At 40.4% G+C, this 14,472-nt stretch carries 12 protein-coding genes; 1 reads left to right on the top strand and 11 read right to left on the bottom strand.

Annotated features, from left to right (window positions below):
- Positions 1-161: 161 nt before the first annotated feature.
- On the top strand, positions 162-1,037 hold the full coding sequence (locus KH400_RS03865; protein WP_217222017.1) for a hypothetical protein: 876 nt from the start codon (positions 162-164) through the stop codon (positions 1,035-1,037).
- Here the strand turns inward: KH400_RS03865 and KH400_RS03860 are convergent, their stop codons facing one another.
- From KH400_RS03860 to KH400_RS03810, 11 genes are all read right to left on the bottom strand, one after another.
- A complete protein-coding gene (locus KH400_RS03860; RefSeq protein ID WP_217222015.1) occupies positions 1,038-2,588 on the bottom strand; it encodes a rhomboid family protein in 1,551 nt (516 codons plus the stop codon).
- A gap of 4 nt (positions 2,589-2,592) precedes the next feature.
- Complete coding sequence (locus KH400_RS03855) at positions 2,593-3,351, bottom strand: HAD family hydrolase (protein ID WP_217222014.1); 759 nt, start codon at positions 3,349-3,351, stop codon at positions 2,593-2,595.
- Positions 3,352-3,529: 178 nt separating this feature from the next.
- Complete coding sequence (yqgO, locus tag KH400_RS03850) at positions 3,530-3,715, bottom strand: protein YqgO (RefSeq protein ID WP_217222012.1); 186 nt, start codon at positions 3,713-3,715, stop codon at positions 3,530-3,532.
- Between the two features lie 68 nt (positions 3,716-3,783).
- Positions 3,784-5,154, bottom strand: coding sequence for a Na+/H+ antiporter NhaC (gene nhaC / locus KH400_RS03845; protein ID WP_217222010.1), 1,371 nt, complete (start codon positions 5,152-5,154; stop codon positions 3,784-3,786).
- 257 nt (positions 5,155-5,411) lie between these two features.
- Entirely contained in the window at positions 5,412-6,368 is a 957-nt protein-coding gene (locus KH400_RS03840) for an L-lactate dehydrogenase (RefSeq protein WP_217222008.1), read from the bottom strand.
- A gap of 79 nt (positions 6,369-6,447) precedes the next feature.
- Positions 6,448-7,470, bottom strand: a complete 1,023-nt coding sequence (locus KH400_RS03835) for a ThiF family adenylyltransferase (RefSeq protein WP_217222006.1) — start codon at positions 7,468-7,470, stop codon at positions 6,448-6,450.
- A 25-nt stretch (positions 7,471-7,495) separates the two neighbouring features.
- Positions 7,496-8,275 (bottom strand): DUF92 domain-containing protein, encoded by a 780-nt coding sequence (locus tag KH400_RS03830; protein ID WP_217222004.1) that lies wholly within the window; start codon positions 8,273-8,275, stop codon positions 7,496-7,498.
- Positions 8,275-8,838 (bottom strand): 5-formyltetrahydrofolate cyclo-ligase, encoded by a 564-nt coding sequence (locus KH400_RS03825; protein ID WP_217222002.1) that lies wholly within the window; start codon positions 8,836-8,838, stop codon positions 8,275-8,277. The genes KH400_RS03830 and KH400_RS03825 overlap by 1 nt, the downstream gene beginning before the upstream one ends.
- A 128-nt stretch (positions 8,839-8,966) precedes the next feature.
- Positions 8,967-9,116 carry a 50S ribosomal protein L33 gene (gene rpmG / locus KH400_RS03820; protein ID WP_217222000.1) on the bottom strand — a complete coding sequence of 50 codons (150 nt, stop codon included), beginning with the start codon at positions 9,114-9,116 and terminating at the stop codon, positions 8,967-8,969.
- A gap of 148 nt (positions 9,117-9,264) precedes the next feature.
- Positions 9,265-11,679 (bottom strand): sugar phosphate nucleotidyltransferase, encoded by a 2,415-nt coding sequence (locus KH400_RS03815; protein ID WP_217221998.1) that lies wholly within the window; start codon positions 11,677-11,679, stop codon positions 9,265-9,267.
- Between the two features lie 15 nt (positions 11,680-11,694).
- Complete coding sequence (locus tag KH400_RS03810) at positions 11,695-14,472, bottom strand: 1,4-alpha-glucan branching protein domain-containing protein (RefSeq protein ID WP_246589281.1); 2,778 nt, start codon at positions 14,470-14,472, stop codon at positions 11,695-11,697.

Below are 14,472 nucleotides of genomic sequence, written 5' to 3'. Positions count from 1 at the left end.
CAGCCTATAGTGTTCTTCATCACACTTTTTTCCATACATGTTTTGTAAGATTCTTTTAGAGGACACGATCGATGTAAAAAACGTTTTGATAAAGTCCCTCATATTTCAGATGGGACGAACATAGTTATAAGACATCATAGGCTGTCCGTTGGAGGTTTATTATGAAAAAAAAACGAGTGTTGCTACTGATTTTAATCGCTTTCGTCATGGGCTTCTTTTTAAGTTTTCTGACGAGCAAAGACTCATTACGAGAGACGTTAACTTTCTTTCCGATTGACCCGAATGTGAATTACCTTGAAACATCAACATCACTACAAGTTCTCCTTTTAGAAGACGAGGATGAATACACACTTGATTGGAATACCGAATCGAGCTTGGATCAAGTTGCTTATTTAAGACAAGACCTTTCTCTACTTTTTGAGGATGGGCGCTTAAAGGAAACGATGTCTACCTGGCAAGAGGATAGCCAGAGTCTTTCTCTTGAAGAGCGGGTTGCAGGGGAAGATAGTGGGCATTTCGAAGCCATTAGTTTTCATCATGCCGAAATGCATTACCCAAATGATGAGATCAAGAGTAGCCAGAAGATGAGCTATGACCAATTATATGTTATTGACTCGCCATTAACCCCGTTACAGTCATTCAAGGAGCCAAGTAATGGAAAAGAACGTGAAGCGAAAACGATTTTAGATTCAATCGTCTCTCAACAATTGAATTACGTTTGGAATGACCTCATTGATTTTTATAACGTCCCAACTGACAAGTACTCTAAACTGCCACTAACACAATTAAAACAGTATCAAGACGAGCCTCTACCAGGACTCACTCAAAAAGAAACCTCAAAAGTGATCGGTGGCTTATGGGAGGGCATTTACAAGAACTATTTTTTAGGGATAAAAATGAATGACGGGTCTGTCATCAGCCCAATCGGGAGTTCAATACCACTAATTTTAATCCATGAAACAAGCGATCATTTTATCATTGTTTTTCAAACCAAAGACGGTGAAAGGGTGCAACTGTTACAAACCCTTTCACCGTAATCATTCCTGATGCAGTTCTTCATATAAAAGACGATAGTTTTCATCGTCGGGCTCATGTTCCAGCGCACGTGTTACGGATGTTAATGCCTCTTCATCTTGGCCTAATTCAAGGTAAATTAAAGCAAGGTTGTAGTGTGCTTCATGAAAATCTTCTCTCAATTCAATCGTCAATAACAAGTGATGGTGGGCATCTTCGAAACGTTCAAGGTGCGCCTCAACATAGGCGAGTAAAAAGTAGGCTTCTGCCAGCTCCACTCCTTCGTCAATCGCTTCAACGAGTAATGGATATGCGTTCTCGAATTTATCGTCTTGAATATATTCTTGAGCAAGTTGCACGTTCACCAGTGGTGATCCACTTTTGTTATCGTTAACAAAGCCAAACCCTAACAAGGCTAAAAACGCTGCAGATGTGAGAATGAATATGAGAAATTGCTTTTTCCAGCGCGGAAGATGACTGGGGAGGTGAACAAAGGCAGAGGCCAAAAACCCCCCTACTAATCCACCAATGTGGGCACCATTATCAATCATCGGTACGGCAAAGCCAAGAGCAAGATTAATTGTTAAAATAACAACGACACTCATACCAATTGTTCTCCAAAATAACCTGCGATGGATGACACCAAAGTATAAAAGGGCACCGAAGCATCCAAAAATCGCACCCGAAGCTCCAGCAGATACTGCTTCATTGAAAGCAAAACTTGCCGCCGAGCCAAACAAACCAGCAACAAGATAAATAATGATAAACCGGCGTGTACCGAAGATCTTCTCGACAGCTCCACCTAAATAAAACAAGGCAAACGAATTCATAAATAAATGTAAGAACCCGATATGAAGAAACATCGCAGAAAAGAAGCGCCACCATTCCCCTTCTACGATCAGCGGATTATACTTAGCACCAAATTCAATTAATGTTCTCATGTTTGTGCTTGACCCTATGTATTCAACAACCGAAAACATAAGCAAGATCACAGCTAATAAAACATATGTAAAGATTGGTTTTCCATATGTAAACAGAGACTCCTCGTGTTTCCGCCTCCGTTTAGCTTCTTGCAACACTTCATCCTTCAAGTATTCCATCTCTATTTCGTCAACCAAATCCCAATTTGCTAGATTCGGCGCAGGTAACATGATCCGCTCAAACACTTGCTTTATAGCGGATACTCGCTCTTGTTTACGATTTTCAAGCAAGAATGTTTCCACATTCGTACGCGGATTCAATTGATTATTATTCGCTTCTAAGACATGATGCTCCCACGCATCAATCGGCGAATACGTCGAAACATAGATATTCAACCCCAACATTGAACGATCGCCAAACTGTTTTCTGAGATCATCAAACTTTTTTGTCGTTGTATCAATTTCTCGCCTTAGCCAATTTGCCCAGTCAATGTCTGCACGTACGATACGAAGGACACGGCGTTTTTTACTATGTTCATGTTCAAGCCATATCTCTTGTTGACTTGGACTTACTTCAATGACTCGCATTCCTTGTTCAATGACAAGGTAATGGACGAGTTGCCAATAGAATAAGTCATGACGCAAAACGTCCATATACTCATCCTTTCAATTTGTTTTGATCGTAAATAAATTCGATTACATCTGTAAAAGATTCAAAAATACAAACAGGCTCATGTGCTGTATTAGGTTTTTCGAAACGTGTATTTAGATAAATCGCATCCCAGTTGGCGTCAAGAGCTCCGACAACATCCTGTTGCCATGAATCCCCAATATATAGTGGAACCTCAGCTTCAGAGGTACATAATCGCATTTTCGCTACATCAAAAATTGCCTTGCTCGGTTTAGCTGCATGAACGGCTTCAGAGATAATAATCGAATCATCAGGGATAATTGAACGAATTCCTAATTTATCGATTTTTCGCAACTGCTTGGCCATTGAACCATTAGTTATTATCCCGACATTAACCCTTGCATGTACGAGCGCTTTTATAAACCTTTGAAGACCAGGAAAAGGTTCAGAAAAATCAGCAACCACCGCATCATAATATTGGTGAAAACGGTCAGCCTCCCGATCAGTGTATGGGAGGTTAAGCGCCCTAACTGTATCATGATACCGCAATCGGCGATACGTTTTTTCCCCAATTTGACCATCCTCATAAGAGGACCAATACAAATCACTATTCCTTTTAAATATCCTAAACCAGTCAGCTGCATCTGGCTGTAAACGGCATCGGCCTTCATCTAGCCATTGTTGAACAAACTGATAATAACAGTGAGTGATCGCCTGTTCAAACGCATGTTCATGACTAAATAGTGTATTATCTAAATCAAAACAAATCGTATTCCAGCGCATCATACTCCTCCAATTATGTTAAGTATACCAATGTATCAGACGGTTTTCGAATGATACGATAACATTGTAAACAAAAGACTAATGAATGTTCGGTGAACGGTCATAGATGTATCATCACTCAAGTCATTTACACAATAAAAGCACTGCCTATTAGTCAGACAGTGCTTTTATCATACGGATCTCAAGGCAAAGAAACCATCCGATTCATTAAACGATTTCGGACATATGGTATTTGCAACGTTAGTGCTACTAGTGCCCTTCGTAAGAAACGTTGTCCTAAAACCATATTTATTAATCGATAGCGATAACGGTAGAGCACATAAATCGAAGCAAATAGTGATAAAAAAGAAATCACACGATTCATCATAATGACTACCTCCTCCGTCTTACTTTGCCATAAAACAAGTGGTTTTATCCAAGTTTTCACGAGCACCTTTACGCTTTTTTAGCTACGCCAATGTTAAGATATCCAAGTAAAACGGTAAACACTGGTGATAGCAGTAAAAAGAATGCATATGGTAAGTATTCAGCTACAGGTACACCTAAGGTACTTGCAAAAAAGGCACCACTAACGCCCCATGGAATAAGGGGGTTTACTAACGTACCTGCATCCTCAATTGTCCGTGATAAATTCTTCAATTGTAAGTTTGCTTTCTCATAAAACGGTTTAAACGTTTGCCCGGGTAATAAAATCGATAAGTATTGTTCTCCCGTAAGCACATTTACTCCAATAGATGCTCCGGCTGTAGAAGCAATTAAATGTCCTTGATGATGTAAATATCTTGTCAATCCATCAATAAACGCTTGAAGTAATCCAATTGATTGTAATATCCCACCAAATGCGAGTGCAATGATAATTAAAGATACAGACCACATCATCGACTGTAAACCACCACGGTTAACAATGCCATCGACAATTTCATTTCCGCTCTCAAGGGTAAAACCATGCTGTAATACAGCCATCCAGGCAGCCGTCGTGATATTTCCTTGAACAAGTAGTGCTGTTAAAAGTCCAGTAGCAATCCCCACCACTAATACAGGGATCACCGGCCAACGTTTGAAAGCCATGACCACTACAAGTAATGGCGAAAGCAATGTTAACCAACTGATATTAAAGTTCACTGCTAAGGTTTGAATCGCCTCATCAATATTTGCTAACGGTACAGAATCTGTACTATTTTTACCAATAAAGAAAAAGATTGTTGCTGTAATAATCAGGCTCGGAAACGTCGTCCACATCATATGACGAATATGAGAAAACAGTTCAACATTTAAGATCCCAGGTGCAAAGTTCGTCGTGTCTGACAAGGGCGACATCTTATCACCAAAGCATGCCCCACAAATGATCGCACCTGCTGCTATCCCCAATGGCACACCTAAAGCCATTCCTACTCCGATGAGTGCGACACCAACAGTACCGATCGTTGTGAAAGAACTACCTGAAAAACTCGAAACGATGATACAAATAAACATCGCACTTAACGCGAACCATTGTGGTGAAATAACCGACAAACCAATCGTTAGTAATGTCGGTACTGTACCACTCATCATCCAAACAGCAATAACCATACCAACTAGGCATAAAATAATAATTGGTTTAATCCCAAGTTTTATCCCATCAATGAAACCTTCTTCTATCTTAGCCCAGCTACAGCCATACAATAGGCCAATGACAACCATAGCAACTAGACAAACCGCTAACGGGATATGCGGTTCAACTCCAAGCACAAAAATACTATAAAAAATAACTGCTAACATTCCAACCAAAGTAAAAAACGAAACAAATAAACTCGGCGTTTTTGCCATCAATAACCTCTCCACCCTATTATTTTAAAAAACTTTCGTCATTCCTTTTACACGTTTATGCTTTTATGCATTCAAGTGAAAAACTACTAATTATGATCATAAAGGAGGAATGAGTAGACGTCAATTTGTTTTTTAAAAATAATAACTTATTGATCTGAGTTTTTTTATTTACTATACTAGATGGCGTGAGTAACCCTACTCTACCGACAAAAAGAAACAAGGCACCAATCATCATTCATTGACACCTTGTTTATTCATCAAAAATACGATGTAACGATTGGCAACATCGCTTCTTTTAAAACATTCGCTGAGGTATGAAACTGTTCCATTTCGTCCTGATCCAATTGTAACTCCATCACTTCACGTACCCCATGACCGTTCACAATTGCAGGTACTCCAATATAGATATCTTCTAATCCATATTCACCACGTAACAATGCTGAAATAGTAAGAACTGAATTTTCATTTCGTAAAATTGCCTTTGTTAGACGAACGAGTCCTAGTGCAATTCCGTAATACGTTGCTCCCTTACGCTCGATGATATGATAAGCGGCATCACGTACATTGATGAAAATGTCATCTAAACTTTCTTTTGTATACATATCGCTATGACTATTAAGGTAACTTAATATCGGTCGTCCACCAATATCGGCATGACTCCATACCGGAAGCTCTGTATCTCCATGCTCACCCATAATGTATGCATGAACATTTCTAGGGTCTACATTAAAGTAATCTCCTAGTAAGAACCTGAACCTTACAGTATCCAAAATAGTTCCTGAGCCTATGACTCGCTCTGTCGGTAATCCGGAAAACTTCCATGTTACATAAGATAAGATATCGACAGGATTAGTTGCTACGACAAAGATACCATCAAAGCCCGAGCTCATCACATCATTGACAATTAATTGAAAAATCTTTGTGTTCTTTTCAATTAAATCAAGCCTTGTCTCCCCCGGTGCTTGATTCGCCCCCGCAGTAATAACAACCAGATCCGCTTGTTTGCAATCTTCATACGTCCCAGCCCAAATTTTCATTGGCGATCCATATGGCATGCCATGGTTTAAGTCCATGGCATCTCCTTTTGCCTTTGCTTGATTAAGGTCAAGCAACACCATTTCATCTACGACACCCTGATTTAAAAGAGCGTACGCATAGCTGGAACCGACAAAACCAGCACCGATAATAACAACACGTGTCGTTTTACCAGACATGGATAAACCCCTTTCCTAACTGTCGTACATTCATTGACCGTTTCATTGTCCGTACATGCACAGTCATAGGGTCTACAACCTATAAGCCAATATACCTAGCATATAATGTCTTTGCTCTCGTTACATCTTCTGTACCTTGTACTAAGGTTCGACCATCAGGAAACAAAACAAGGCGCTCTCCTTCCGGTAATTCGGCACGAAGTAAGAATGGTGTTTTTTGTACAGTTGCCACTCCCTTTAACTTTTCAGCCCACTCATCCAATTCTAGTGGTTGTCCCATTTGTATTTGAACCGTTTCTCTTCCGCACAATGAAGTCATCGTGTCCGAATCATCTTCCTCTAGCGCAGGATATTCTCCTAAACTACACGTTGGGCAACTTTCTTTTGATTTTTTATATTTCATTTCAAACATATGATAATTCCATACATCAAACGTGAGTAAGCTTTTTCTCTCTGCTCTTTGGTCGCCAACTAAATATTTTAGCGCTTCAATCGCTTGAAACGAAGCGACAATATCAACGACCGGAGCGATGACTCCGATCGTATCACACGTTTGTCCACTAGTATCCCCATGATTTATAAAACAACGCAAGCACGGCGTTTTACCTGGAATAAACATACCTGACATCCCTCGTGAACTAACAGCACCACCATAAACAAACGGAATCCCAGCTTTAAAACACGCATCATTCATTAAAAAGCGCGTTTGAAAGTTATCAGTACCATCGACGACGAGATCAACCCCTGACATCAACTCATCAATGGTAGCTGTCGTCACATCAGTTACAACACCTTCTACTATCACATCGGAGTTGATTTTCCTTAATTTATTTTCTGCAGCGACAGCTTTCGGGAGCGACTCGCTTACATCACTTTCATCAAATAGCATTTGTCGTTGTAAATTACTCTGTTCAACATAATCACGATCAGCAAAACGAACATGCCCTACACCAGCACGAACGAAATGATTAGCTAATACTGTACCTAAAGCCCCCATACCAACAATCAATACTTTTTTTGATGCCAATTTTTTTTGCCCCTCTGAACCGATCGGGGCAAATAACATCTGTCTTGAATAGCGTTCAAACTTTCTATTTTCCATACTACCTTCACTCTCCACTTCTTTCTCAAAATAAAACGACTGCCAGCCCGCCCAAAATAGCTCCTGACAACGTACACACGACATTGACAGTATCATTATTTACTGAGGAAACCCCAGCTACCTTTACCGTTTTACAACCGCAATGACTCGTTTGCTCCGTTTCGCTCTGACACAGCTTACAAAAATAAGTAACTTGGGCACTCGCACCAACCACTGTATCTGCGATATTCCCTAAAAAGCCGGCAATTGCCAAGCTCATCCAAAGCCCCCATGATCCCTCTTCCCACCATAGGAACATTCCAACCATAGCAATGAGACTAGCCCCACAAACAGCTGCGAACATCCCTAAGGACGAAACTGCACCTGACGTTCCACGAGGAACCGCCTGCCACTTACCGATATGAATCGGCTGTTTCTGGCTTAAGCTTCCGACTTCTGATGCCCAGGTATCTGAAGTTGCCGCAGCAAACGCACCGATAAAAGCACCAATCCAAACGAAAGAAGGATCTAATAGATAAAATAGCGAAGCGCAAGCGGCGAGTCCTCCATTAGCGAACACTTGCATACCATCACGTTGATCGTCTTTTTCAACCACACTGTTTGCTTTTCGATCTTTTTTGTAAAAGCTCAAAAATGTGGATGTGATAAAAAAGGTCGCTAATAGTGCGAGGCCTTTGATTCCTGTACCTATTGCAATGATTGTTCCTACAACAATCGCACCAATGGTACCAGAGACAGTAAGTGCTCCCTTTTTATAAGCAAGGTAACTCGCGATGATAACACCCATCACCATCAAAAAAGCCATTATTCATAAACCCGCTCATTTGTAATAATCGTAGCCACTGGTAGATCAAAAGGTTCACGCGGAACTTTCGAGACAAGCTGGCACTCAAACGCCAACGAACAAGTAGGACCATCATACCTCGTTAAAAAGCGATCATAGTAGCCACCACCAAAACCAATGCGATACTTGTCATAGTCAAAGACTACGCCTGGAACAATTAAGAAATCTATCGCTCTCGGTTGAACTAAATCTGTCTGTTCAGTCTTCGGTTCTTTCAAGCCAAAATTCGTTTCTTCTAATTGATCAAACGAGCTCAGTTTGTAAAATTCTAAGCGATGATTAGAAGGAAACGTTTTGGGAATGACAACCTGCTTTCCTTGTTGCCAAGCCTTTTCAATCACTGGTGTCGTATCAACTTCTCTTTTTTCAGTCATCGAAATTGTCATTCCAATCGTTTTTGCTTCTTGCCATTGAGGCTGTTCGATCAATCGCTGACAAATACGTAACGAGTTACGATCATATGAATCTTTTGGTAGTTGCTTCAGTTTCTGTTTCATTTCAGATCTTAATGTGCTTTTATCCATGATAAGCTCCCTCCACCAAAATGAATGCCTCTATTTATCATTAACTATACATGATCTACCACAGTGATTAAATAGGGTCTATGCTTAAAAAATGGCAAAAAAAAAGCAGAGGATAAAAATCCCGCTGCTTACTTTGTTTCACGATGGAGCGTGTATTTTTTTAATCTTGGGCTGTATTTTTTTAGCTCAAGACGCTCTGGGTTAGTACGTTTATTTTTAGTAGTGATATAGTTACGATCACCAGTTTCAGTGCAAGCTAAAGTAATATTTACGCGCATCTATTTTCCCTCCAAACCTGTTTACTTCATTTCATACTTTTTTATAATACCAAAACCATAACTATTAATCAAGCTAAGTTTGTAGGGGAACCTTGCCAATGAATGAACACCGTCTACTCTAGCTTCCAACAATGAAAATATACTCTTATTAAGTGACTTGCTGATATTTTCTTATCTTATTTACATAGTTCATCGATACCTGCCTTGCAACAGCAAGATCATTACCTTGTGAATACACAGTAAATACCGGTTCTTCATGATCAGGCAATATAAGTGTCCAACCACCTTCAGGATGATTTACTTTGATACCATCCAATAATTCAACATTTTCATCGCGACTATCTTGTATTAACTTTCTCATCACTTGACCTTTTGCTTGTTTCGGACATGATACAGATTCACGTAGAACTTGAATCGTAGGTAACTGAGCGATGATTTCAGCTACGGTTGATTTTTGAAGTGCCATCATTTCGAGCATATGAATAAGCGCGTACTGACAATCAAACAATAAGCTCAATGTCGTGCCTTCGGTTTCCATCATCGAGCGGGGATCTGCCTTTGAACGAATCACTTTACCATGTAATCGTTCAGCCAGTTCATCTAACTCATCTGAGGCATGGACAGGAATCGCCATATGATCATGTTTCCCATCATAAAATTGTAGCAACACATACAGGGCTAACATGATATGATCATCGACAAGCTGCCCATGCTCATCAATAAGCTTTAAAAATTCACCACTCTCCCCTAGTAAAACACCGAGGTCAGCATCTACAGCTCTAACAAATTGAGTCATTTCACTTGTGTTCATACGGTAAGGGACTGTGAATACCTCACAGTTTAACGCCTTGAGAAGCCTTGGTATAACATTCATATATGGCTGAAGGTTGTAATCAATAACAATCCGAAACCCCGCTTGTTGAACTGTATGTTTTCTAATCTTGTTTAAAAGTTCACGAATATATTTATCTTCTGCCGTTACATCCACTTCAGATTTCCCAATATAATCAAAGGCTGCCCGGCGGTAATCTTCTTGCCAATACGCATTCTCAATCTTTCGTTGAATATCCGGATGAATATGAAGTCCTTTTTGGTCGAAAAATTCAATTTGAACTTGTTTTTCATTTTGTCGGTTTGCAAATCGAAAGTAGACCCCAGCCTTCATTTCCTCATGTTCGAGTACAAACCGAAGTAAAGGTGTCACAGACGGTCCGATATCTACCGTGCTAATTCCGGCAGAATGCAGCCCATGCATAAATGATTGTTTCATTAATTGTGTAAATTCTGAGCTATCTGAACTAACACAAACCTTGCACCCTTGCCCAAGTACTGATCCACAAGCAGATGCTAACCTAGCCATAAAATCAGGAGTGATTTCAACATTAGCTAACCCTGAGATGCCACGACCACTAAATAGTGTTTTCGAAGCTTTTCGTCCCCAAACGATTGACGTGTGCACAATAGAAGACTCTTCAACCTCTTTGTTTGGCCAAACTTTCACTTCCGGCTTAACGGTTACTTTTTTATCAATGGTACAGTGATCACCTATCACTGAGTGTTCATAAAGTGATGTATCCTCTTCTAATCGTGTTCCATTACAGATCGTCGTCCCTCTTAATTCCGTACGATCACCGACATAAATATCACTCCATAACACACTTCGCTTTAAAGAAGCCCCACTTGATATGACATTATTACGTCCGACAATGGAGTGCTCCCCAATTTGGGCACCCTTACGAATAAAAGACCCAGGCCCAATAGAAACAGGTGCTTCAACCTTTGCTCCTTTTTCAATAATCGCATGCTCACCAACCCATACACCTGGCTCAATTTCAGTACCTGGTAACGAAACCGTTACCTTTCGATTCAACATGTCATATTGAGTCTGCCGATATTGCTGTAAATTTCCGATATCTGACCAATAACCATCTGCCTGATAGCCAAATAAACGCTTATTTTCTTTCATTAATAATGGGAATAAGTCCTTGCTAAAATCCGTTTGTACGCCTTCCTCTAAATAAGAAAAGATTTCAGGTTCAAGTACATAAATCCCTGTATTAACCGTATCACTGAAAACTTCACTCCAGCTAGGCTTTTCTAAAAAGCGGATAATCTCTCCATTTTCATTTGTCATAATTACCCCAAACTCAAGAGGAGAATCAACTTGTTTCATAAAGATCGAGACAAGGGCGTCCTTCTTTTCATGGTAGTCAATCCCTGCTGATAAATCAAAGTCTGTCAGCGCATCACCGCTAATAACAATAAAACGTTCATCAAGAAACGATTCCGCATTTTTTATACTTCCAGCTGTCCCAAGAGGTGTAGTTTCCTCAAAATAATGAAGGTTTACTCCAAATCGACTGCCGTCACCAAAATATTCCCTAATCTGTTCAGGCAAGTACTGTAGCGTGACCGCAATATCGGTGATCCCATGCTTTTTTAATAACTCAATACTATACTCCATCACAGGTTTATGAATAAGCGGTACCATTGGTTTTGGCACATTGCATGTTAACGGACGTAAGCGACTACCTTTACCACCAGCCATAATAACAGCTTTCATAGATTAGAAATCCCCCTATTTAAGTGAAAGTTTTTCAAACAACCGACTCGTATCTTCTGCAATACTTCTCCAACTAAAAACAGTTTCTGCATCGATCTTTCCCTGTTTTGCCAGGTTCATCGCTCCTTCCTGATCCGTAATCATATGATCAACTTGCAAAGCAAGACTCGACGGATCTCCTGGAAGCATTTTCAGACCATTTTCTTTATGACGAATGATGCCAGCTAATCCCCCTGTATCAGAAACAATCGTTGGTTTGCCTGCAACCATTCCTTCTAGTGCAACAATACCAAACGGTTCATAAAGGCTTGGAAATAAAGCGATGTCACATGTCGTTAATAATTGGTTGCGCTCTTCATCACTTATAAACCCTAAAAATTGAACCAATTCTTCTAATCCTCGTTCTTCTACAAGTGCTCGATATTCATCTAACATCGGGCCCTTTCCGGCGATTAAAAACTTAACGTGTGGATGCTTTTCACGTACGATTGGCGCAGCATCGATAATCGTCTGAAAGCCTTTTTCTTTAACGATTCGACCGACCGAAAAGACGATCATATCATGATCATGTCTTCGCTTTTTGTGCTCATCAACTTCACTGTGAATTAACTGCGGGTCTACACCATTTGGAAAAATTGACACTTTCTCTTTCGGTAATGAAAACACATGCACCACTTCATCCTTCATATACGGACTACAAACAATGACTTCATCAGCCTCATAGGTTAGCTCCCATTCTTTTTGATTAATTTCATATTGAAGATCATCATGAATCCCATTGTTTCTTCCATGTTCAGTCGCATGAATCGTTGCGACCAGCGGAAGTTCTAACTGATGTTTGAGCCCTTTAGCAGCCACACTAACAAGCCAATCATGCGCATGAATGACATCGAAAGATATCATTTTTGCAAGCTCACTTCCATAGTCCGCTAACGCTAGATTTAAACTCCCCACCCAATGGAAAAACTGGTCTGCATGCGGTTGTAAACTTTTCACTCGGTGAACATGCACACCTTGATTGATTTCATATTCGGGATAGCCATCAACTGCAGCAGTAATGACGTGAACTTGATGTCCCTCATCACAAAGAGCGCGTGATAAATCAAACACATGACGAGCTAACCCACCAACCATCATCGGTGGAAACTCCCAAGAGAGCATAAGAATGTTCAAACTATTCGGAACAGAATGTTCAACAAGACTTTTGCGTTTCTTTTGAATATACGTGTCATGAGCAGAACGCATCATATCAATGTCAATCGAGGACAAGAATGGAAATCTAGATTCAAATTCTGTTAACCACTGCCAAGAGATTGTCTGGTTAAACAACCTCTCCTTTACTTGCTGATAGCGCCCTAGGTGTGTTTTAAAACGTTCAATCGCATAGTCAGACGCACTTTCATTATCAATAATAAACGCCCAATCACTGCTTGATGCGAGCATCCATTCTCGGATCATTTGAGCAATCGCCTTTTCTTCTAATTGACTTGGATTTATAAATTGACTCGTTGTTTCAATCAGGTCGATTTCAAGTTGATGTAAATGTCGATGCATCCAACTATTTTTTTCATTTAACCACACCTCACCATACCCACGTCTCCCCCAAGTTGAAAATGATACATGAGCTGTTTCAAGATCGTGACTATACTTTTCGACATACTCTTGTGGCGTGATAAAAGGTAAGCGACTCGCTCCCTCTGTTACCAAGTGCCAAATCCATTCAGGACCTTCAAACCACCAGTGACCGAACAACTCAGCGTCAAATGGGGTTAAGAGTAAAGCTGGTGGATGGTCAGCGGTTTGAACGTTTTGAAGTTCATCATGAATGGATGCAATAAAATGCTCACCATGACTTTGAACTTTCTTTTCCGCCCATTCACGAACATAAAGATCCTTATCCTCTTGATCCCCTGTGATCCGGTTATATTTCAAGCCTGTGTCAATTCGGATGCCTTCGTGATGAACGAAAGGTTTAATGTATTCCCAGTCGCGCTGATAGGCAATATCACGATAGAACTCGCGATAATCATAATCACCTGGGTACCCACTCACCGAGCTCCATACCATCTGTGAAAGTTTTTCATTTCGAGGAAATAATACAACTCCATGTGGCGAAAAAACAGGTGCCTCACTTCCATTTTTGGGGGTTGGGTCCGCAGCCTTTAACGCATGTTCGTCGACAAATGTATAGCGGATGCCCTCTTCAAAAAGAACGCGATCGACTCCTGGGGTGAATGCACATTCAGGAAGCCAAAATCCGAGTGGGCGTTGACCAAAATGTTTTTCAAAGCATTGAATGCCATGAACAATTTGGGTTCGTAAGCCTTCTTTTGTTTGTAAATAGGGAAGAAATGTGTGTGTAGCAGAGCTCGTCACGCAGACAAGCTGTTCGTGATCGTGAAAATATCGAAAAGCATTTACAATATTTCCGTCCCATTCAAGGTAGGTTTTTTCAATACGTTCATAGCGCTGTTTGTAAAAGGTAACAATCTCTCTTGTTCGTTCATCGGTGACGGAATTAAACTCTTTTTCAAGCAACACTTTGGTTTGATTAATGTAGTTTCTATACCTTCTCTTCATGACTGGGTCCGTGAGCATCTCAAGAAGCGGAGGGGAAAGTGATAGTGTGATTATACTGGTTTGGCTCGCCTCTTCAAGAACCCAGATCAACGGAATATACGTTTCAGTTATTGCTTCAAACAGCCACCTTTCTTCTAAACGATCTGCTTCTTGGTGCCGGATATAAGGTAGGTGTGCATGCAAAACAATTGAATAATATCCTTTTTTCACCAT

Source organism: Desertibacillus haloalkaliphilus (assembly GCF_019039105.1).
GTDB lineage: Bacteria > Bacillota > Bacilli > Bacillales > KJ1-10-99 > Desertibacillus > Desertibacillus haloalkaliphilus.
This window is presented reverse-complemented; position numbering and strand designations above follow the sequence as displayed.

Bases quoted from the DNA above. Each gene is read 5' to 3' on its own strand.
- KH400_RS03865 (WP_217222017.1), top strand. From the start codon at position 162: ATGAAAAAAAAACGAGTGTTGCTACTGATTTTAATCGCTTTCGTCATG.
- KH400_RS03860 (WP_217222015.1), bottom strand. From the start codon at position 2,588: ATGGACGTTTTGCGTCATGACTTATTCTATTGGCAACTCGTCCATTAC.
- KH400_RS03855 (WP_217222014.1), bottom strand. From the start codon at position 3,351: ATGATGCGCTGGAATACGATTTGTTTTGATTTAGATAATACACTATTT.
- yqgO (WP_217222012.1), bottom strand. From the start codon at position 3,715: ATGATGAATCGTGTGATTTCTTTTTTATCACTATTTGCTTCGATTTAT.
- nhaC (WP_217222010.1), bottom strand. From the start codon at position 5,154: ATGGCAAAAACGCCGAGTTTATTTGTTTCGTTTTTTACTTTGGTTGGA.
- KH400_RS03840 (WP_217222008.1), bottom strand. From the start codon at position 6,368: ATGTCTGGTAAAACGACACGTGTTGTTATTATCGGTGCTGGTTTTGTC.
- KH400_RS03835 (WP_217222006.1), bottom strand. From the start codon at position 7,470: ATGGAAAATAGAAAGTTTGAACGCTATTCAAGACAGATGTTATTTGCC.
- KH400_RS03830 (WP_217222004.1), bottom strand. From the start codon at position 8,275: ATGGCTTTTTTGATGGTGATGGGTGTTATCATCGCGAGTTACCTTGCT.
- KH400_RS03825 (WP_217222002.1), bottom strand. From the start codon at position 8,838: ATGGATAAAAGCACATTAAGATCTGAAATGAAACAGAAACTGAAGCAA.
- rpmG (WP_217222000.1), bottom strand. From the start codon at position 9,116: ATGCGCGTAAATATTACTTTAGCTTGCACTGAAACTGGTGATCGTAAC.
- KH400_RS03815 (WP_217221998.1), bottom strand. From the start codon at position 11,679: ATGAAAGCTGTTATTATGGCTGGTGGTAAAGGTAGTCGCTTACGTCCG.
- KH400_RS03810 (WP_246589281.1), bottom strand. From the start codon at position 14,472: ATGGTGAAAAAAGGATATTATTCAATTGTTTTGCATGCACACCTACCT.